The sequence below is a fragment of the Desulfobacula sp. genome (assembly GCF_030145145.1).
In the GTDB taxonomy this organism is placed as follows: domain Bacteria; phylum Desulfobacterota; class Desulfobacteria; order Desulfobacterales; family Desulfobacteraceae; genus Desulfobacula.
The window spans coordinates 1-19,432 of record NZ_JAQYWD010000050.1; the positions used below are offsets into that span (position 1 = coordinate 1).

Annotated in this window: 26 protein-coding genes and 1 pseudogene; 21 read left to right on the forward strand and 6 right to left on the reverse strand. The window is 41.1% G+C overall.

The genetic code is table 11. The features are described from left to right. Positions 1–119: 119 nt before the first annotated feature. On the forward strand, positions 120–1,190 hold the full coding sequence (locus Q1Q15_RS22395) for a hypothetical protein (RefSeq protein WP_300464844.1): 1,071 nt from the start codon (positions 120–122) through the stop codon (positions 1,188–1,190). Between the two features lie 285 nt (positions 1,191–1,475). On the opposite strand, the gene Q1Q15_RS22400 is transcribed toward Q1Q15_RS22395, so the two are convergent. Together Q1Q15_RS22400 and Q1Q15_RS22405 are read right to left on the reverse strand one after the other, a co-directional pair. After that, positions 1,476–2,015 carry an integrase core domain-containing protein gene (locus Q1Q15_RS22400; protein ID WP_300464846.1) on the reverse strand — a complete coding sequence of 180 codons (540 nt, stop codon included), beginning with the start codon at positions 2,013–2,015 and terminating at the stop codon, positions 1,476–1,478. Continuing rightward, positions 2,015–2,380 carry a hypothetical protein gene (locus Q1Q15_RS22405; protein WP_300464847.1) on the reverse strand — a complete coding sequence of 122 codons (366 nt, stop codon included), beginning with the start codon at positions 2,378–2,380 and terminating at the stop codon, positions 2,015–2,017. Before Q1Q15_RS22405 ends, Q1Q15_RS22400 begins: the two co-directional genes overlap by 1 nt. 60 nt (positions 2,381–2,440) lie before the next feature. Here Q1Q15_RS22405 and Q1Q15_RS22410 point away from each other — a divergent pair, with 60 nt between their 5' ends. The 3 genes from Q1Q15_RS22410 to Q1Q15_RS22420 all read left to right on the forward strand — a co-directional run bounded on the left by Q1Q15_RS22410 (position 2,441) and on the right by Q1Q15_RS22420 (position 5,440). Next, positions 2,441–2,725: a DUF4230 domain-containing protein gene (locus tag Q1Q15_RS22410; RefSeq protein ID WP_300464849.1), complete on the forward strand. Its 285-nt coding sequence runs from the start codon at positions 2,441–2,443 to the stop codon at positions 2,723–2,725. A 666-nt stretch (positions 2,726–3,391) separates the two neighbouring features. Next, positions 3,392–4,861, forward strand: a complete 1,470-nt coding sequence (locus Q1Q15_RS22415) for a patatin-like phospholipase family protein (RefSeq protein WP_300464851.1) — start codon at positions 3,392–3,394, stop codon at positions 4,859–4,861. 12 nt (positions 4,862–4,873) lie between these two features. Beyond that, positions 4,874–5,440, forward strand: a complete 567-nt coding sequence (locus Q1Q15_RS22420; protein WP_300464853.1) for a hypothetical protein — start codon at positions 4,874–4,876, stop codon at positions 5,438–5,440. Positions 5,441–5,936: 496 nt separating this feature from the next. On the opposite strand, the gene Q1Q15_RS25585 is transcribed toward Q1Q15_RS22420, so the two are convergent. After that, positions 5,937–6,242, reverse strand: coding sequence for an integrase core domain-containing protein (locus Q1Q15_RS25585; protein ID WP_363321034.1), 306 nt, complete (start codon positions 6,240–6,242; stop codon positions 5,937–5,939). Positions 6,243–6,436: 194 nt separating this feature from the next. On the opposite strand from Q1Q15_RS25585, the gene Q1Q15_RS22425 reads away from it, so the two are divergent. The 9 genes from Q1Q15_RS22425 to Q1Q15_RS25595 all read left to right on the forward strand — a co-directional run bounded on the left by Q1Q15_RS22425 (position 6,437) and on the right by Q1Q15_RS25595 (position 12,873). Next, a complete protein-coding gene (locus Q1Q15_RS22425) occupies positions 6,437–6,898 on the forward strand; it encodes a metallophosphoesterase family protein (protein WP_300464855.1) in 462 nt (153 codons plus the stop codon). Between the two features lie 170 nt (positions 6,899–7,068). Beyond that, on the forward strand, positions 7,069–9,210 hold the full coding sequence (gene ovoA / locus Q1Q15_RS22430; protein WP_300464857.1) for a 5-histidylcysteine sulfoxide synthase: 2,142 nt from the start codon (positions 7,069–7,071) through the stop codon (positions 9,208–9,210). A 142-nt stretch (positions 9,211–9,352) separates the two neighbouring features. Then, the gene (locus Q1Q15_RS22435) at positions 9,353–9,481 is read left to right on the forward strand and encodes a hypothetical protein (protein WP_300464859.1); all 129 of its coding nucleotides are present in this window, start codon (positions 9,353–9,355) and stop codon (positions 9,479–9,481) included. A gap of 17 nt (positions 9,482–9,498) precedes the next feature. Next, positions 9,499–9,840: a hypothetical protein gene (locus Q1Q15_RS22440; RefSeq protein ID WP_300464860.1), complete on the forward strand. Its 342-nt coding sequence runs from the start codon at positions 9,499–9,501 to the stop codon at positions 9,838–9,840. Positions 9,841–9,930: 90 nt separating this feature from the next. Next, entirely contained in the window at positions 9,931–10,134 is a 204-nt protein-coding gene (locus tag Q1Q15_RS25590) for an integrase core domain-containing protein (protein WP_363321035.1), read from the forward strand. A 143-nt stretch (positions 10,135–10,277) separates the two neighbouring features. After that, entirely contained in the window at positions 10,278–10,631 is a 354-nt protein-coding gene (locus tag Q1Q15_RS22445) for a helix-turn-helix transcriptional regulator (protein ID WP_300464862.1), read from the forward strand. Next, on the forward strand, positions 10,625–11,941 hold the full coding sequence (locus Q1Q15_RS22450; RefSeq protein ID WP_300464864.1) for a type II toxin-antitoxin system HipA family toxin: 1,317 nt from the start codon (positions 10,625–10,627) through the stop codon (positions 11,939–11,941). The genes Q1Q15_RS22445 and Q1Q15_RS22450 overlap by 7 nt, the downstream gene beginning before the upstream one ends. Before the next feature lie 307 nt (positions 11,942–12,248). Continuing rightward, positions 12,249–12,680 carry an acyltransferase family protein gene (locus Q1Q15_RS22455; protein WP_300464866.1) on the forward strand — a complete coding sequence of 144 codons (432 nt, stop codon included), beginning with the start codon at positions 12,249–12,251 and terminating at the stop codon, positions 12,678–12,680. After that, on the forward strand, positions 12,619–12,873 hold the full coding sequence (locus Q1Q15_RS25595) for an acyltransferase family protein (RefSeq protein ID WP_363321036.1): 255 nt from the start codon (positions 12,619–12,621) through the stop codon (positions 12,871–12,873). Before Q1Q15_RS22455 ends, Q1Q15_RS25595 begins: the two co-directional genes overlap by 62 nt. A 321-nt stretch (positions 12,874–13,194) precedes the next feature. On the opposite strand, the gene Q1Q15_RS22460 is transcribed toward Q1Q15_RS25595, so the two are convergent. Beyond that, a complete protein-coding gene (locus Q1Q15_RS22460) occupies positions 13,195–13,545 on the reverse strand; it encodes a zinc ribbon domain-containing protein YjdM (RefSeq protein ID WP_300464868.1) in 351 nt (116 codons plus the stop codon). Between the two features lie 411 nt (positions 13,546–13,956). Between Q1Q15_RS22460 and Q1Q15_RS22465 the strand changes: the two genes are divergently transcribed. The 4 genes and pseudogenes from Q1Q15_RS22465 to Q1Q15_RS22475 all read left to right on the forward strand — a co-directional run bounded on the left by Q1Q15_RS22465 (position 13,957) and on the right by Q1Q15_RS22475 (position 16,099). Next, entirely contained in the window at positions 13,957–14,199 is a 243-nt protein-coding gene (locus Q1Q15_RS22465; RefSeq protein ID WP_300464870.1) for a hypothetical protein, read from the forward strand. Then, a pseudogene (locus tag Q1Q15_RS25600) lies at positions 14,166–14,276 on the forward strand (hypothetical protein); the annotation flags it as partial. The gene Q1Q15_RS22465 and the pseudogene Q1Q15_RS25600, both read left to right, overlap by 34 nt. A 66-nt stretch (positions 14,277–14,342) precedes the next feature. After that, on the forward strand, positions 14,343–15,122 hold the full coding sequence (locus Q1Q15_RS22470; protein ID WP_300464872.1) for a hypothetical protein: 780 nt from the start codon (positions 14,343–14,345) through the stop codon (positions 15,120–15,122). A gap of 320 nt (positions 15,123–15,442) precedes the next feature. Further along, positions 15,443–16,099, forward strand: coding sequence for a hypothetical protein (locus tag Q1Q15_RS22475; protein ID WP_300464874.1), 657 nt, complete (start codon positions 15,443–15,445; stop codon positions 16,097–16,099). A 317-nt stretch (positions 16,100–16,416) separates the two neighbouring features. Here Q1Q15_RS22475 and Q1Q15_RS22480 read toward each other — a convergent pair whose 3' ends face one another. Together Q1Q15_RS22480 and Q1Q15_RS22485 are read right to left on the reverse strand one after the other, a co-directional pair. Next, the gene (locus tag Q1Q15_RS22480) at positions 16,417–16,605 is read right to left on the reverse strand and encodes a hypothetical protein (protein WP_300464876.1); all 189 of its coding nucleotides are present in this window, start codon (positions 16,603–16,605) and stop codon (positions 16,417–16,419) included. Between the two features lie 121 nt (positions 16,606–16,726). Continuing rightward, positions 16,727–17,053 (reverse strand): hypothetical protein, encoded by a 327-nt coding sequence (locus Q1Q15_RS22485; protein ID WP_300464878.1) that lies wholly within the window; start codon positions 17,051–17,053, stop codon positions 16,727–16,729. Between the two features lie 340 nt (positions 17,054–17,393). Here Q1Q15_RS22485 and Q1Q15_RS22490 point away from each other — a divergent pair, with 340 nt between their 5' ends. From Q1Q15_RS22490 to Q1Q15_RS22505, 4 genes are all read left to right on the forward strand, one after another. Continuing rightward, positions 17,394–17,909 (forward strand): DUF2867 domain-containing protein, encoded by a 516-nt coding sequence (locus tag Q1Q15_RS22490; RefSeq protein WP_300464880.1) that lies wholly within the window; start codon positions 17,394–17,396, stop codon positions 17,907–17,909. A 183-nt stretch (positions 17,910–18,092) separates the two neighbouring features. Continuing rightward, complete coding sequence (locus Q1Q15_RS22495; protein WP_300464881.1) at positions 18,093–18,383, forward strand: nucleotidyltransferase domain-containing protein; 291 nt, start codon at positions 18,093–18,095, stop codon at positions 18,381–18,383. After that, positions 18,376–18,750 (forward strand): HepT-like ribonuclease domain-containing protein, encoded by a 375-nt coding sequence (locus Q1Q15_RS22500; RefSeq protein WP_300464883.1) that lies wholly within the window; start codon positions 18,376–18,378, stop codon positions 18,748–18,750. Before Q1Q15_RS22495 ends, Q1Q15_RS22500 begins: the two co-directional genes overlap by 8 nt. A gap of 485 nt (positions 18,751–19,235) precedes the next feature. Further along, positions 19,236–19,406, forward strand: coding sequence for a hypothetical protein (locus Q1Q15_RS22505; protein ID WP_300464885.1), 171 nt, complete (start codon positions 19,236–19,238; stop codon positions 19,404–19,406). Positions 19,407–19,432 lie beyond the last annotated feature (26 nt).

Below are 19,432 nucleotides of genomic sequence, written 5' to 3' on the forward strand. Positions count from 1 at the left end.
CACTACATTGACCAGCAATGAAAGTCTGACTTGTAATCTGCTGATTTTATTATAATATTTTTTTGTGGTGCCATAAAATATGAGTAAAAATAGCAGTTTCTGGCTATTTTTTCGAAAAGATGGGTTATGATAAAACCTTGCTGGTTGATCTGGATTTAATCCTGACCGGAACGGTAAAAAATCGAGGCGTAATCATTAACAACGGAAATATCATAAATTCGGACGGCAACATCAATCAGTGCGGCTTTCTTGATGAAAATGGCTCAACCGGGCGCGGCACCATTTTAAGCCCGGTTCAAGAATGTTCGGATACTGTGGACGAAGCGTTATGCGCACAGTACTTTGGAACGTTTGAATTTTTGCAACCCGATGCGAACAACACTTGCCATATTAACGCTGAAAATACTTTTACGGGTGTATACGAGCCCTTAATCATACGCAGTGGTATGAGTTGGTATCTGGAAGGTATGCTGAATAATTTTAGTGTTATTCATATAGAACCTGGTGCTGAGCTGGTTGTTAATGGCGGGTTTATTGAAAATTTTTCTTCTTATGTAATCAACAACCAGGGGCTGATATCCATTGAAAAATCACTGACCATTCCAGTTTGGGGGACCATCAAGAATGATGGGTTAATTAATAACCCCGGCGTGATAGATAATTATGGTGATCTTGTGGGGGCTGGAAAAATTCAAAACATCTGCGACGGCAGCTATACGGTTTTCCCGGACTGGTCGACAAGAGGCGGCCCTGACGCGGATCATGAATATGATTTATCCGGTATGGATCATGTTGTCGCGGGTGGGGTCTGCTTTCCGTTTGACACAGATGATGATGGTGCAGCCGATGTTGATGATGTCTTTCCCTACGATAAAACCGAACAGGCAGATTCTGATAGAGATGGTGTCGGTGACAATGGGGATGCGTTTCCTTCTGACCCCTTGGAAACGATTGATTCGGATGGAGATTGTGTAGACGACAAGAACGATGCTTTCCCGAACGTCCCTCCCTGTGATGTGGACAGCAATGGGGAAGTCACCCTGGAAGACGCCATCATGGCTGCACAAATTCTTGTTAATAAGGTTCCAGGCAATCCGTCGATCACGATTGGTGCAGACAGCAATGGAGATGGAAAGATAGGGTTGGCCGAAATGAACGCTGTCTTACAGAAAGCCTCAAGTTCTGAGTAAGTCCACGGTGTCCGGGAGATGTTCCTGTCCTTTGCAAAATGATCAGAAGATGCGTAATTTTAATTTAGCTGTAATTTCTACCTGTGGTTAGACAAAAAAGAATCTGGGGAAAAATACAAGATGATTTGATCTCAAACTACTGTTTCAGTCAGTTCTACTTTTTGAATCTGGTCAAATTTTAATATCAGGATTTAATTAAGCCTTGAGGATACCATAGAATCTCAAATACAGAACACAGCTATACAGAAATTTTTATTTTCAAATTTTCGTTCTCTAAAAATCAGCTTAGGCAGCTTTATCCCATTTGTATACATGGTATAATCCACCGATTCTGGGAGAGGAAATACTTTTTGCAGATTTAAATGGTTTATTTTGGATTTCTCGTCCGATTGGGGAATTCCGTCCTACTGACAAATGGCAGCTCTCAGTATTGTAATATTTGAAATATTGGCTCATGAAGTCCCTCAATTGGCCTTCGTTGAAAATAATCATATGATTTAACATATCATTTCGAACTGAAAGGACAATGCGTTCAGCCACACCATTTTGCCAAGGACATTTGTAACTTATGACTTTTGGTTTTATACCCATATCCTTTATGAATTGTTTTACCCGGACAGAAAAGATTGAATCCCGGTCAAAGATCAAATACTTTGGAGCGCTGTCAAAAGGAAATGCATTTTTCAACTGCTGAACCACCCACTCTGCTGTAGGATGCTCAGTAACATTGAAATGAATGATTTTTCTTCTGGCATGATCAATAATGAAAAATACATAAAGAGTCTTGAAGCTAATGGTTGGGACGGTAAAAAAATCCATGCCCATTATGTATTCGCGATGATTTTTATAAGCTGACGGATTTCCAAAACTATTGATGGCCTGCCAAGCCTTTTACGTTTGGCTGACTTTTTAGTCCAATATTTCCTAAAACGCTGCCTTTGCCAGTCGATAAAAGTTTCGGGTTTAACGATTATCAGAGCATCCATCCATTTTGGCCAGGCCCTTTTTAATGCGACTAATAACGAATGGGTTAGATCTGTGATATTTTTTGAGTCTTCTTTCTTTGTTTGGTAAGTCGCCAATTGCTGCCGCAGTTCTATTGTTTCCAAAATAAGGTTATCTTTTGATTTGAACAGGATCTGAATTGTTGTGAACTGAAAAGTCAACAGCCGGATAAACGCCCGATACATTATGTGCTCCTTATTTAATTTTCAGCAAGAAGCACAACTGAATATCAGGTTCATTTGCTATTGATAATAAAATTTGAAAAACCTGCAATGCGCTGGTATTTTGGTATGATCCTATATTGGCAAACCACAACCGGATTCGAACCACCGACCGACAATCAGAGGGAAGGTGTGCGACGAGAAGCGATGAAGACAATTTTAAAAACAGCAATCGATAAAGGCATTGTCGAAAAGACTAAAGCCAACGCGACAATGATACTGTCCGAATTTCTTCGTGGATTCGGGATCGAGGCGAATGTCACCTTCGATGAAAAAGCGTATGATCCCGAACTTTACGCTGCGCAATGAGCGAGGAGAAACCAGAGCGGACTTTTTTTTGGCTTTCTTTTGATGCCATGTCTTTATCAGACGTTCTCCTCCAGACCATTTGACCATTAAGGAGGGCAGAAGCACGAAATAGAAAATATTTAACTAAAGGATTTGCCCACAACAGACATATAACAAAATGGTCAAGATTAGCCCATATAACTTCCGCTTCCAGCCGACCGGCTGCGCTGCGGCTGAAGCAGGACGTTAACAAGGACGCCGGGCGCGGGATGTACAATCGACAGATAATATTTTCCCGCTGAAGCTTTAGCAGCGCAGCCGCTCAACCTTCGTTGAACTCTATAAAAAATTTGTAACACAAATATTTCACGGATCAATTTTGCGTTAACTGATAGGCACAGGCCGTGACCCCGTAATCATCTACTGGAAATGGCCTGCAACCCATAAAAAAAAGGGAGAAAAAAATGGAATTTTTTAAGGTTCCCTGCCCGGGAAAGGGCAATGTAAAGCTGGATGGTGTATTTCAGGGTCCAAATTTTCAAAACGGAGAACTTCATGTCTTTCAGTGCAACCGGGGTGACCATGATATTGAAATGAAATGTCTTGTTGGAAAAAATGCAAAGAAGCGTTGCAGAACAAAATTGTTAAAAATACCGACCCCATTCTGCCCATGGAGGTGCCTTTCGTATGTCAAACAGAATAAGAATCATCTTAATCGGTTTTTTCGTTCTCGTTGCTGCCGGATGCGCCCATTATCCGGTAAACCCGGAACTCAATACCGTCAATCCCAATGAAGGCTACCGATACGATCTGGTTCGCCAAGAACATAATCCTGAAAAACCATTTATTATCCTTGCCTTTTCAGGCGGCGGCACCCGGGCAGCCGCGTTTTCCTTCGGCCTTTTGCAGGAACTCAACCTGATCTCTTACACCATTGACGGGCAGGCAAGGCCCCTGCTCGATGATGTGGAAATTATCTCATCGGTATCGGGCGGCAGCTTTACTGCAGCCTATTACGCGCTTTTTCGCGACCGATTTTTTGAAGATTTTCCGGGAAAAATGCTTTACCGGAATATTGAAAAAGACCTGATTTTAAGCCTTTTCAATCCTTATAACTGGGGCCGTCTGGCTGCTCCCGATTTCAGCCGGATTGACCTTGCTGCCGAGTATTATCACAAAAAAATTTTTCAGGAACAGACCTTTGGCGATCTGCTCAATCGTCCCCGCGGCAGTGTCCCGTTTTTACTGCTCAATGCAACGGACATCTCAATTGCCCACCGGTTTGAATTTACCCAGGACCAGTTCGATTTGCTCTGCTCGGATTTAAACCGGGTATCCATTGCCAGGGGGGTGGCAGCTTCATCAGATTTCCCGGTGGCCTTTACCCCGTTGACACTTAATAATTACGGCATTAAAAACTGCGGTAAGCTTCCTGACTGGATTAAAAAAGGTCTGTCCGACAAACAGGACAATGACCGTCGAAAAATCGACGCCAAGGCAGCCGTATCCTACCGTGAAAAACATAGGTCGTATTGCCATCTGCTGGACGGCGGCCTATCGGACAACCTTGGTCTTCGCGGGCCGTACAACGCCATTACCACGACTGACGCTGCATGGAGTCTGGTGACTCAAGAGAATCTGGGCCACATAAAACAATTGATGGTGATTGCGGTCAACGCGAAAACCAGCAAGAAACACAAATGGGATGAAACTTCCAAGCCTCCGGGGATAAAGGATGTTCTGGGGGTGGTCACAGGCGGTCCAATGGATGACGTTTCCCTGGACAGTGTGGAAATGATGCGGGAGCATTTTGAAAGTATGAAGCAACTGTCAAGAACCGTTAATTCCTGCAACAAATTGTTGGAGGACTGTCCCGACTCGAAACCGATACCAAATCCGATATCCAATAGTTTCAGTTTTACCGAACTTGCCTTTGACTATGTCAAGAAGCCTTGCATCAGAAGGTATCTTCAGTTACTGCCAACCAGTTTCAACCTGGACCAGACAGCCATAGAGGCATTGACCATTGCCGCGGCCCAGTTGCTAAACCAATCGGAAGAGTTCATCAGTGGGATGAAGGAACTGGATCCGGGGTGGACCCCTCGAACCGTGGTCTTTCCACAGGATCTGGAAAATAAAATTTGCAACCGCCAGTAAAGGAGATTCAAATTGCCGCACCCTATCCAATCTCTAAACGTCACCCGTTTTATCTGCCTGTTCGCTGTCTGTCTGATACTGTCGGGATGCGCTTTGATGCGACAGCCGGACAGCTGTAACCAGGATTCCTTGTGTCGGCTGGAAGACAAAGAGACCGAACCTGCGATCGAACTGGAACTCCGGGAGATCAAAAACGTAACCATCTGTGCCTGCCGCCCCTGGAACCCCGGTGCTGTGAAGGTTAAAGAGGGCGAGTCCTATACATTTGAAATAGAGGCGGTTCACAACTGGGTTGACGGTGATGTCGAATCAGACCCGGAAACCGGATGGCATGGATCTTTTTACAGAACCATTTGGTTTTTATCCGGGTTTTTAAAACGGTCTTCCAAGACCGGCTGGTATGTGCTCACAGGAACCATCGGGATGATGGATGGCAAAACCTTTGCAGTCATCACCCCCGGCAATGAACCTGTGAATATGCCAGATAACGGCGAACTCTATTTTTATGCCAATGACATGAAAGGCCGGTATTTTAACAACAAAGGTAAAATCTCGTTGAAAATTACGCGGATTCGATAGAAACGGGATATAGCCCGCAGATGTTCAAAGTTTAGGCTGCAAGGAAAAGTAAGAGCGCTGTAATTTTGAAGATCATCTGGGGCGGAAAATGACTTTGTGAGGAGGAGAGGAATGAAATTTAATCCGGGGAATTTTTATTTTGGCGTGGTCGATTTTTTTCTATCATGTTGCCGGGTGGCTTGCTGGCTTTTTCTCTTTATAGACCGCTTGGTGATAAGTTGTTCGGGCAAATACTGCCGGAGATTCTGAAAAACAGCGACAGCATTATGTGGCTTGTGTTTCTGTTTTCGGCTGTGGTTCGCCAAAAAAGAATCCGATAGAAAATTCATGTTAATTTGATCTTGAGCTATAGTTTAAGCCAACTCTAATTTTTTGAATCTGGTCAAATTTTAATAACAGGATTTAATTAAAGCGTGAACAAACGACAAGATTTCAAATACAGGACGCAGTTATACAGACATTTTGAATTTCAATTTTTTGTTCTCGAAGAATTAGCTTAAGCAGCTTTATTCCATTTATACATATGGTGTAATCCGCCGATTCTGGGAGAAGAGATAATTCTTGCAGATTTAAATGGTTTGTTTCGGATTTCTCGTCCGTTTGGGGAATCCCGGCCTACTGCCAAATGGCATCTTTCATTGTTGTAATATTCGAAATATTGTTTCATGAAGTCCCTTAATTGTTCTTCATTAAAGATGAGCATGTGATTCAACATATCATTCCTAACTGAAAGTACAAAATGTTCAGCCACAACGTTTTGCCAGGGACATTTGTAACTGATGACTATTGGTTTTATATCCATATTCTTTATGAAAATAATACACTTGGAAACTGAGCATAACCAAGCGCTGCACTGGACCGCAAGGGGCGGTTTTTATTAAAAGGGCTGTGGCAATTTTGGAACTGTGCTACTCTTAACAAAGTTTAGTGGAACCTTGTTCCCTCGCTTCGCTCGGTGGCCCGTGAGCTTAACCGTTAAGGGAAATTAAATCAGCGATGACCTTGATTGGAATAATTTCAGATACTCACAATTTGCTTAGACTTGAAGCAATCAATGCGCTTAAAGGATCAGAAATAATTATTCATGCTGGTGACATCGGTAACTCAGAAATAATTGATAGACTTAAAATTATTGCTCCTGTTTTTGCAGTAAGAGGAAACATCGACAAATCTGCATGGGGAGATACGCTTCCAATTAGCGATGTGATTGAAATCTCGGGTAAATTTATTTATCTGCTTCACAATATTCATGAAATTGACTTAGATCCTGTTGCTGCAGGCTTTGATGCTGTGATATCAGGTCATTCTCACAAACCGAAAATTGAAAATAAAAACGGAGTGTTTTTTATAAACCCTGGCAGTGCAGGACCCCGACGTTTCTCATTACCTGTTACTGTCGCAATCCTTCAAATTGTCGGTAAAAATATCAGTTGTGACTTAATTGAACTTCGCGTCTAACTAAACAAGGTGATCTTTTTTTTTAAAAGCGGTTTTATTTATCATGTTCAGATACTATTTTCGGGCTTTTTTTGATCTATTAACACTGAACCTGCTGATAGTAAATATCATGACGAACATTCTAAGGTTATTTTCGGGACAAATTGACACCTAAAATAAAGAGGTGAAATGTGATTCAAGATATCCGTAATACTCGAACCATTATTCTGAATAATGGCAGTGCTGAAGTTAAGAAAGAGGAGATTCGCGACTATTTTCACGCGACATACAGCCTTGATGAACAGCTATATGAAACCCTCAAAGACGATGAGAGTTTTTTTGTCCGGGCTGAGCCGCTGCGGCAGCCATTGATTTTCTATCTAGGCCATACGGCGTCCTTTTATATCAATAAGCTGATCATTGCAAAACTCATTGATCAACGCATCAACCCCGGGTATGAATCTATGTTTTCAGTTGGCGTGGATGAAATGTCATGGGATGATCTGGATGAATCCCACTATGACTGGCCGACAGTGGCCGAAGTCAAAGCTTATCGGGATAAAGTTCGCACCGTTGTGGATGACTTGATCACATTCATGCCACTGGTCATGCCCATTACCTGGGATCATCTGTTTTGGGCAATTATGATGGGCATCGAACATCAGCGGATTCACCTTGAGACCTCTTCGGTAATTATCCGGCAACTTCCCATCGAACAAGTCCGTATGCTCCCTTTATGGGAGATCTGTCCTGACACCGGTCCTGCCCCAAAAAACGAATTGCTGCCGGTAGCAGGCGGCCGGATAAACTTGGGAAAATCTAAGAATAACCCACTATACGGCTGGGATAATGAATTTGGCCAACACCAGTATGATGTTTGGGACTTTTCAGCTTCCAGATACCTGGTTTCCAATCATGAATTTTTAAACTTTGTGGAGGATAAGGGGTATTCCAAAAGTGAGTTCTGGACAGATGAGGGAAGGCGCTGGGTCGATTTTACGAAAGCCGAATACCCGCTGTTCTGGATCAAAAAAGGGAACACGTACCAGCTTCGGACCATGGTACAGATTATTGAAATGCCCTGGGACTGGCCTGTAGAAGTCAACTATCTGGAGGCCAAGGCGTTTTGTAACTGGCGTGGGGCAGAACTTGACCAGCCGATTCGGCTTCCCACGGAAGATGAGTGGTATCGGTTAAGGGATCTGCACAACATCCCGGATCAGCCATACTGGGGAAAGGCTCCGGGCAATATCAACCTGGAACACTGGGCCTCATCCTGCCCGGTTACACGGTTTAGCTTTGGCGATTTCTACGACATTATCGGAAATGTCTGGCAATGGACGGAAACCCCGATTACCGGATTTGCCGGATTTAAAGTACATCCGTTTTACGATGATTTTTCCACCCCTACTTTTGACACCCAACACAACCTGATAAAAGGCGGTTCCTGGATTTCAACAGGGAATGAGGCCACCCGTGACTCGAGATATGCCTTCCGCCGCCATTTTTTCCAGCACGCAGGGTTCCGATATATACAATCCAAACAACCATTGGAGGATCAACAAGCCATGTACGAAAATGACAACGCCGTATCACAATATTGTCAAGCGCACTACGGAGAAGACTATTATAATATTGAGAATTTCCCGTTGAAATGTGCGAAACTGGCGCTCGAATGTATGATAGATCGCCCTAAAATAAAAGCACTTGATCTGGGATGTGCTGTGGGCCGTTCGACGTTTGAACTTGCCAGGGAGTTCAATTCTGTTGACGGTCTTGATTTTTCGGCCCGATTTATTCGCGTCGCCTTCCAAATGAAGCAGAAAGGCAGTATCCATTTTGAATTACAAGAGGAGGGCGATATTGTATCATACCACGAGAAAGAACTTGAAGAATTCGGTCTGGAGCAGTTCAAGCATAAAGTGGAATTTTTTCAGGCTGACGCATCCAATCTTAAGCCTCAGTTCACGGGGTATGACCTTATCCTGGCTGCCAACCTGATCGATAGACTCTACGACCCGGTGAAATTCTTAACCACGATTCACTCCCGACTGAATACCAACGGAGTGCTGGTGCTGACGTCTCCTTATACCTGGCTGGAAGAATTTACAAAAAAAGAGAACTGGGTGGGAGGAATTCGAAAGGATGGAGAGCCCTATACAACTCTGGAGGGATTAAAGGATATTCTCAATCGTCATTTCAAAATGCTCAATGCGCCTCGTGATATCGAGTTTGTAATTCGTGAGACCCGGAGAAAATTTCAGCATACAATATCCCAGATGACCGTTTGGGAAAAAATAAATAAACAGGCGCCTGACACGCATGCCGGTTAAAATTAAAAAACTGATCCTCTTGTCCCTCCCATTGATTCGACACAACTGAAATGATTGACAATTCTGATAGTGACCCATAATGCCATCAAACATTATGGAAACAATTATTTACACATTTATTATCTTTTTTTTGATATACAAAATGAATTATCGACTTACAATTGAAAACCTTGCCCTTCGACAGCAGTTGGCCATCATGAAACAATCTATTCATCGTCCTAAAATTCGAAAAAGAGATCGCCTGTTCTGGGTTATTCTTTCCCGATTGTAGCGAGAAGGAAAAATGTATTGATTGTTGTGCAGCCTGAAACCGTAATTAAATGGCATAGAAAGGGTTCTAAGCTGTATTGGACGTTCAAATCAAAAAAAATAAGACCAGGAAGACCTTCCATTGATAAAAGAGTTCAAAAACTAATCAAAAAAATGATAACGGCAAATCCACTTTGGGGAGCTCCGATATTGCATGGTGAACTTATTAAGCTGGGCATTGAGATTTCTGAACGAACGGTATCAAATATGATTAAGAGATATAAAATTAAAAAGCCCCCTTCTCAGACTTGGCGAACCTTTCTGAAAAATCACACGCATAATACCTATGCTGTATATTTTTTTCACTGTACCAACTGTTGATTTTAAAATTCTATATGTATTTATAGTGCTATGGCATGAACGGCGAAAAGTTATTCACTTCAATAAGTGTTCCAGGGCCGCATAAAGAATATGGGAATAGAACAAGTAAAGACAGCGCCTCACAGCCCCTGGCAAAATCCATATTGTGAAAGAGTTATCGGTAGCATCCGGCGTGATTGCCTGAACCATATAATGGTGCTTATCGAGAAATATTTGAAAAGTATTTTGTCAGATTATTTCGAATATTACCACCATGACAGGACGCATCTTGCGTCTTTCAAAAGATACCCCTAAAGTTCAAAAATGCCAACATTATAAGCAATTTTATTATTTATGTTTGCAAAAACCAACTTTTTGATGCCATATTATTCTTGTTTTTTTTAGCATGTTTTGATATCTGTTGGTAAATGCTAACAAAAAGTGAGTGGATTAGAATAATGATGGAAAAAACCAACACAGATTGGGTCGCAATGTCAGATAAAGCAATAATAGGCACCATCGGGGCCTATATTAGACATCAGCGACTGGAGCAGAACAAAACACAGGCTCAAGTCGCAGAAGATGCTGGAATAAACCGCTGGACCTTGAGTCAGATAGAAAATGGTGAGTCTATAACACTTGCTACCCTCATTCAAATATTGAGGGCGCTTGATCTGATCCATTTGTTGAACATATTCACCATCGAGGAAACAATCAGTCCTATAGAATACGCCAAATTGAAAGAAAAAAAAAAGAAGAGAGCAAGGCCTAAACCTAAAACAAATGATTCAAATGGAGATTTGGGGTGGTAGATTATGCATATGTACATATCTGGGGTACGTTTGCAGGTGTTGTCAGGTGGGATGCTGCACGGCAATTAGCAAGTTTCCAGTTTGATAAAAGTTTTATAGAGAAAAACTGGGATATTTCTCCGATAAAAATGCCTGTCAGCAATGGCAGCAGGGTATACAGCTTTCCGGATCTGCTCCCATCAAAAGATATGACGGAGGATACATTTAAGGGTTTACCTGGCTTACTTGCAGACTCTCTGCCTGATAAATATGGCAATCTGCTGATTGAAGCATGGCTGGCCCAAAATGGCCGTCCATCCAACAGCATGAATCCGGTTGAAAAACTATGTTTTATCGGCACCAGAGGGATGGGTGCCCTGGAGTTTGAACCTGCCCAGTTGAAAGCAGGCAAAAACACATTTTCTGTTGAAATAGCAAGCCTTGTTGAAGTTGCTAAAAAAATACTCTCGGAAAGAGAGAATTTTGAAATAAATGTCAGTGCCGATGATGAACACGCTATGAAAGAACTCTTAAAAATCGGAACCTCTGCAGGTGGGGCAAGACCCAAGGCCGTTATAGCTTACAATAAAAAAACAAAAGAAGTTAGATCCGGTCAGGCTAAAGCACCCAAGGGATTTGAACATTGGCTTGTAAAGCTTGACGGTGTAAGTGGTGCACAATTCGGAGACAGTTATGGCTGGGGACGTGTTGAATACGCATATTATCTAATGGCAAAGGAATGTGCCATTGAAATGACAGAATGCGAATTATTAGAAGAAGACAACCGAGCCCACTTTATGACGAAGCGATTTGATCGGCAGGGAAACAACATCAGGCACCATATCCAGACCCTCTGTGCAATACAGCATTATGACTACAATAATATTTATGGATACAGTTATGAGCAGGTATTTCAAACCATGCGTTTATTGCGTCTGAAATATCCAGAAGCAGAACAGATGTTCCGCAGAATGGTATTTAATGTTCTGGCAACTAATTGTGATGACCATACTAAAAATTTTTCGTTTCAGTTGAAACAGGGTGGTGAATGGAGACTTTCGCCAGCATACGATGTCTGTTATTCGTATGATTCTAAAAATGTGTGGGTAAACCAGCAGACGCTAAGCATAAATGGAAAACATAGGAATATAGGAAAAGAAGATTTAATGACGGTTGCCAAAGCAAACAACATAAAAAAAGGTAAAAAAATAATTAAGGAAATTAATACGGTGGTCAAGAACTGGAAGGATTTTGCAAACCAGACAAAAGTAAGAAAAGAATTGCTGCAGACCATTCAAGACAATTTGCACACTTTGAAGGGCACACTCTGAAACAATCCAAATGAAGCGGATTTCACCGATTATTTGGGGTGTTAATTTGAATGGTTGAATGTCTATTTTTTTGTTGACTGTTAAAAGTAGATCGATTATAGTGAGTCACATTTTTTTAATCAATCCTACAACTAATGAATATTTCACGAAATTGATTCACTTTTCATTCCTTATGTTCTCGCCTGTTTTAAAAATCCGAACGTTTCCGGCTAAGGTTAATCATTACTATATTTAAAAAAAAGGAAATCGAAATGAATTCGGAAACAATTTCTCCGGAAAACCAGGTGATGCAGTATATTCTCGGCAAATGGATCAGCAAAACCCTTCCGTCGTAAACGAGCAGCGCTGGATCGGATTTGATTTGATTGTGGCCTTAAACGAAACGTTTTTCCTGCCGCTGCTGTTTTTTGTCTCCGGCATATTTGTTTGGCAGAGTCTGGCAAGAAAAGGGGCCTGGAAATATTTTGGAAATCGCCTGAAAAGGCTCGGCCTTACCTTTGTCATCGGTGTTTTTTTCCTGATTCCCCTGGCATACTATCCGGCGCAGCTAGAAGAGGGGCTGATTACCCTAGTGGACTCCAGTTATGGAGCATTCTGGCTCGGAATGGTCCGTTCCGGCTTCCAGACCGCCGGCCCCTTTTGGTTCTTGTGGCTGCTGCTGGGCTATGGTTTCCGGAATGACTGGATTCTTTCTCCGGTTTGCCAAGCGACGCGTACGTATTTTCGACAGTCTGAGTGAAAACTCATACGGTATCTATATTGTTCACTACGGTTTTGTTACGTGGCTTCAGTACGTGTTGCTGGGAAGCAATCTTGCTCCCCAGATGAAGGGAATAGTGGTGTTCGCAGGCACATTGATTCTCAGTTGGGTTTTGGTTGCCTTTATATTTAGCTTTATATTTAGTAGTATATTTAGGGACCATTATATTTAGGTCGGTATATTTAGGGTTATATTTAGGGTCGGACCAAGCAAAAAAACATAACCCACTGTTAATATGTATAAAAAAATTTAGAAACCACAAAAAATAGCTCTTAGCGGGTCCATTTTCATGCCAAAATGGACCTTCTAAGAGATTATATCAACTATTTCATAGAATCTAACAATCAAAATGCACAGGTTGCGAGCCGGTGATTTTGGTGTTCACGGCGGCGCAGCCGCCGCCATGAATCGCGATGCTGACTTCGTCCAGCTCCTTGCCACAAAGAAGCATAACCAAAGAACAAAATATATTTCCGATGTTTTAAACTTCCCTTTACGCTTTTTTAACAACAGAACATTTAAGGTACATGGCGCCGAAGCCTGAAATCTTACAAGAAATATCATGGCCATTTACAGGGTCATCAAGGAGTTTGATGTTTTTGACCCTTGTACCCAATTTCATTGTATCCTTCCCGGCCTTAAGATCTTTGATGGTGGTGACAGTATCTCCATCCTGCAAAGGATTGCCATTGGCATCAAGGAATCGTGGCTCATCTTCCGAGGGGGTATCAGAAGTCTGATCAGGTACCCACTCATGAGCACATTCAGGGCATATCCACAGGAGTCCATCGGGATAGGCATAGGGTGAATTACATTTGGGACACATATTTTCTTCAACTGACATAGTAAAATTCCTGGTTGATTGTATAAACTGGTTTAAATTTTTTTTTCATGCAGTGAAACACTTATCACAATGAAAGACAAATAAAAACTTCATCAGAAAAAGAGGACAAATTTATTTTTGAAATTTCCCAACGAACAAGGATAGATAATGTGATGAACGAACCATGATCTCATCAAATCAAATGAACCGGTTATTTGAAACGATATAATCTTTGCGTATAAAAAAAAAGCATGCTCACTAAAGGACCTGTCAGACCAAACAAGAACAGCTATTATCAGGCATTTAACTCTCAAAAAAGGTCGTTTTTCATGCTTAAACATACCTTTTTGACCCCCAAAACAGCATTTTAACGAAAATAAACCGGATATGTCATACATGTTGGGAAGGTTAAGTAGTAGTGTCGGCCAGTACATGAATATAATTATTAGTATTGCAGGTCAACGCGGAGTTGGAAAGACTACGGCAATGATTCAATATATCTATTCTTTTATCCAGGAAGATATTTTAAGCAAGCAAGCCTTGTATGTTCCGGTTGATCATTTTATGGTTGTCGGTCATTCTCTTTATGAATTGCAGAGGAGTTTGTTAATTATGGCGGACAGATTTTATGTCTTGATGAAATTCACAAATATCCGAACTGGTCAAGAGAGCTAAAAAGTATTCATGATTCTTTCCCGAATATCAAACTTATCGTATCCGGTAGTTCTGCGTTGGAAATTCACAAAGGAAGCCATGATTTAAGTCGACGATCGGTCGTTTATAAAATGACGGGTCTTTCTTTAAGGGAATTCATTGAATTGAAATATCATATTGAGTTACCGGTCATTGATATTGAATCTATTCTGACGGATCATGAAAAACATTCCCTTGAGATCACCCAAAAATTAGATTCAGAGCATTTAAAAATATTACCCATATTTCAAGAGTATCTTCGACATGGATATTTTCCTTATTTCCTGGAGCATCCGGATGAAGGAACTTATTTAAGAACTCTGGAGCAGGGTTTGCACACGACAATAGAAAGTGATCTACTTTCAATATATCCTAAATTGGCGGGTGTCAGTATTAAAAAGTTAAAAATGCTGCTTTCAACAATCGCAAGATCGGCTCCTTTTACACCAGATATGAAACGATTAAAACAAATAATTGAGGTCGGAGATGAACCAAAATTCTGCGCTATTTATGCCCAATTTATTTCATCTGCGGTCCTAAGTTATTTAGAAGATGGTAAAGTTATAACTTGTTTGTCAAAAAAAAATAAAAGTATTAAAGGTTTGGAAAAGCCTGAAAAAATTTATTTAAATAATCCAAACCAGTCGCTTGCAATATGTGACAAAGAAAAACTCAATTCAGGCACTATAAGGCAAATATTTTTCATTTGTATGCACCAGGAAGAGCACATGATTTCAATTCCTCCAAAGGGTGATTTTTTAGTGGATGACAAACATCTTTTTGAGATAGGTGGTAATGGCAAAACTTTTAAACAGATCAAGGATATTCCTGATTCATACCTGGCTTTGGATAATATCGAACATGGTATAAGCGCCAAAATCCCATTATGGATATTCGGGTTTTGATATTAAGCTACAAAATTCCAATCGGGCAGCCCCCCATAACAACCTGTATGCAGGTCCGCACAGGGCGTTTAATCAAAAGTACCGGACTGTAACCGGATAAGTAGCTTGAAGAATGATTTTTCCATCACGCGCCAGCACAATAGTCATCCATTCGGATTCACTATAACCTTAAAATGCTGTTAGTTAATGTATTTGGTGGAGTTGCTATCTATACGAAATCTGGCGCTGGGAAAAACCATACATTGATCTATTCTTGACCCTGTGCATACTTTTCTGGTAAACAGTCATTTTATTAATAATATGAACACTGGGGAGACACCATGTCATCAGATGACTCTGGAAAAATTCTTGAGACACTTAGCAATATGATACAAAAGCTGGAGGAGGCAGACAACCCGATGTCAGCTCTGGAATATAAAATCATGTCCAATGATCTGTCAGAAATTCTCAATTATATCTCCTCCGGCAACACATCGCCTTCTATTCAGACTGCACCGGCTATTGAAAAACAGCAGACCATATCCCAGGCTGAGATTATAAACGTCCAGAATTTACTCAATGAACACAAAGATTTTGTAGAGAACAATTTTGAAAAAGCGGACCAATACATTAAAGGAATACAGCTTGCCGGTTACATAGCTTTTTTTGCTGTATTGGGGTTAGTTCGTGAATACATTGATCCTTATTGGGGAGTTTTTTCAATTGTTCTCATGGTCATCTCTGTCATCTTCTTTGTCGGCTGGGAAATTTACAGGTCAACGCTTCTTGTCTTAGCGTTGAAACGACATGACAACATAAACAAATCAGGCCTGGAACAATTTATTTTAAAACGATCACCACCGTTTGTTGAAAGCCGACTGACTGTTTCAGCGCTTGTAAAAAACAGGGTAAATGTATGGCTTTTATGTGTTTTAAGTGCATGCCTGTCCCTGGGAATTCTACTGATACAATTAGCCGGCAGATTAATTACTTTTTAATAGAACAACATGAAAATGAAGTTATAAGGGGTTGAAGTTATAAGTTTATAAGGGGCTTTTATAAGTTTATAAGGGGTCGGACCGAGATAAGCGACTACAAACATTGCAAAAAGCATTAAATAACACTCTCATAAACGTCTTAGGTTAATGTTTTTGGCCTCCAAAACAGCAGTTTAAGATTTAATATGGATTTCCAACAATGCTCTTGCAACGGATCGCAAAAAGCCGCGACCACTTAAGAACAAAGTTCGCGGCGGCTGCGCCACCGTGAATCGCGGTGCTGACTGCAACTGACCAAACCTATTAAAACGTTATGATCATTGTACGGTCCATTTTATTTTCCAATCCTCATATTCTGCAGGTCGCAATCGGTAACGGGCAATATTTCCTTTATGCAGGCCTATCAGTTCCGTTTCTACAATTTCAACAAAACGCTCCCGTTCTTTTGGCTCAATCTTTTCAATTGCCCGTTCTTTTATGTAAGACACGGCCATCTTTTTACTCATGACATCACGCACAACATTTAATAGTTCGATGGCAGCTTTGTGATTCTATTGCCTGTTTGCCCTTGGCGACCTCTCCAAACTCAAGCAAACGATCTGTTTCAAGCAAAGAGTAAGTATTGCCCTATAGACGACTTGAATTCCATGACAGATCAATTAGAACACGATTAAATACCTTGCGTGCATATGTTCCGGCTGGCCGATGCCCATCCGACGATTGCCCCTTTTCAAAGAGGTGCTGGCGAATCTCAAGAGAAAGGTAAAAGGTTTTATTAGGAATATACTCATCAATAAACCTTTGATTATACCCGATAGGCTGACGGCTCTGAATTGGCTGGCGGAATATCTGTTTAATTTGCTCTCCCTCCTGGGAGACGGGAATATAAACCTCGCCATGAGACTCTAATTTAAGAGTTGGAAATTTAGCCTCTAATCCTGCCCTTGCTTTCACAACATACCTGCTACTGCGGCCCCTGCCTTTTAAAACCAACTTCTTCTGTCCGACAAGGTGACTAAGACAGCGTTGCAGAGTTCGGGGGATAATTTTTCCATGACAATGCTGATATCTTTAATAGAGACACCCTCAGGGAATGGACCAACGGCTTTCAAAACATCGTCTAATTCATTTTGCGGTATATACTTTGGCATGGTAACTATATGGCAATGAATTTGCTGTGTGGTCTGAGACTGCTTCATAGCACGTCGTTGCAGTGGACCGCGACTGGCGAGCCACTCATCCTCTCGGCTTCGCTCGGCGGCCCCTGAACTCAAACGGTTATGTGAGCCGTAAAATGAATATGATTCAAAAATACAAAGAGTTTGAGATTTATTTCCAGAATGCGGATCATATCGATGTCAAAACCATTGAAAGTGATATCGATTTAAGAAGTTTTATTTCTGGAATGCTCTCTTACTACCCCTGGTGGATGATTTTTCTATATAGAATTAGAGAAATTTTTGTAGGTATACTCGGGCTAGTTCGTCATGATAAACCAGAGACCTTGCCCTCAATAAAACCAGAGGATCTTTCCTTTGAGCCTGGAGAAAACGCATCATTCTTTATTGTACGTCACGCAAAAGAGGATATGTATTGGGTTTCAGAAACACCAGAAGATAAACACCTAAAAGCTTTATTTGGTGTCATAGCAGAAAAATTAAGTCAGAATCTTACAAGGTATCACGTATTCACGTCAGTTAAATATCTTCACTGGACTGGGCCGGTGTATTTCAACTTAATTCGACCTTTTCATCACTTGGTTGTATGGAGTATGATGAAGGCATGTATAAAGAAACGCCAAATCACATAACAGGGCTTTTTCAGCGGAGCGCAAACAGCCATAACCGCTGAAAAGCGACGTTCAAGGCAGCTGCGCCGCGATTGTATGATATTATTTAAAATGATACAATTAAGATCATATTCTAACCATGATATGGTTAGGTTATAAAATGCATTAAGAATTTTTATAGTTTAAAGTCTACGAGAAGAAATTATGGGCAAAAAAGATATCATAGAAATTTTACGTAACTATAAAAATGAAGTTGCTAATCAATATAATATCCTGACCATTGGCGTTTTTGGTTCCGTTGCTCGTGGGGAATCCGGCGATGAGAGTGATGTCGATATAGTTATCCGTATTTCTGAAACCGATTTTTTCATGCTTGCGGGGATGAAGGAAGATTTAGAAAAAAGACTTAACAAATCTATTGATATTATAACTTATACAGACTCGATGAACCCTTTCTTAAAAAACAGGATAGACCATAAGGCGGTGTATGCCTGATAATGAACTGATATTGGAAATTTTTCACCAAATCGAAGATGCTGCCAAAAAGGTCGTTCTGCGATTTAAGGTGATTAAAAATCCAAACGATTTTACTGATACTGCCTCCGGGATGGAAAAAATGGATGCCATCTGCATGATGCTCATCGTTATTGGGGAGTCTTTAAAAAATCTTGATAAAGTTACGGAAGAAAAACTGTTATCGCGCTATCCAGATGTTGACTGGAAAAAAGCAAAAGGGATGAGGGATATTATTACACATCACTATGCCAATATTAATGCTGAAACAGTGTTTTTCACATGCAAAAGAAAAATCCCTGCACTTCTGGATACTATCCAAAGAATTATCCACGAATTGAAATCCTAATTTTTTATATCAACTCAGAATTCCCTGATCAATAAACAACCTATATTCTCATCGGGATAGGCCCCCCCCATCACTGGGACCCCTTCCACACCACCTGACATAACGATCGGTACCGCGGCGGTTCGGCTGATAAGGCAAATTAATTCCGAGGCAGGTATAATCCGCATTCAAAGAAATATTTGTTTAGCAAAGCGATAATCACCCATTTAATCTTGCTCATATGCCACATTTTATTGCGCGCATCTCCAGACAAGAAGGCATATTTACGGGATATCCCGAGTTTGAGCAGATTGCGGACCTTAGTTCTGGAGAAAATATTGATACTGTGGACGCGCAAAAGCTGTGCCTCTCAACTTCGCGTTCATGACCGGACACACGGCAGGGTGATTTCACGCTATTGCATAGAATTTATTACACCGACTTTATCGGATTTAATTCCGAAAAAGTCTTGACTATTTCGGAATAAATGTCAAAATAAAGTCTTCATGGAACGATATATCACAAAATATATTCAAGAAGATTTAGATAAAAAGATCATCCTGTTGACCGGTCCGCGGCAGACCGGAAAAACAACGCTGTCAAAAACGTTGGGAAATGATTTTGATTATTTCAACAAGCAACAGGCACCGGTTTTCACCGGTGCTGTTGGAAGTTAGAAGGCGTATGAAAAAGTATGCATTAA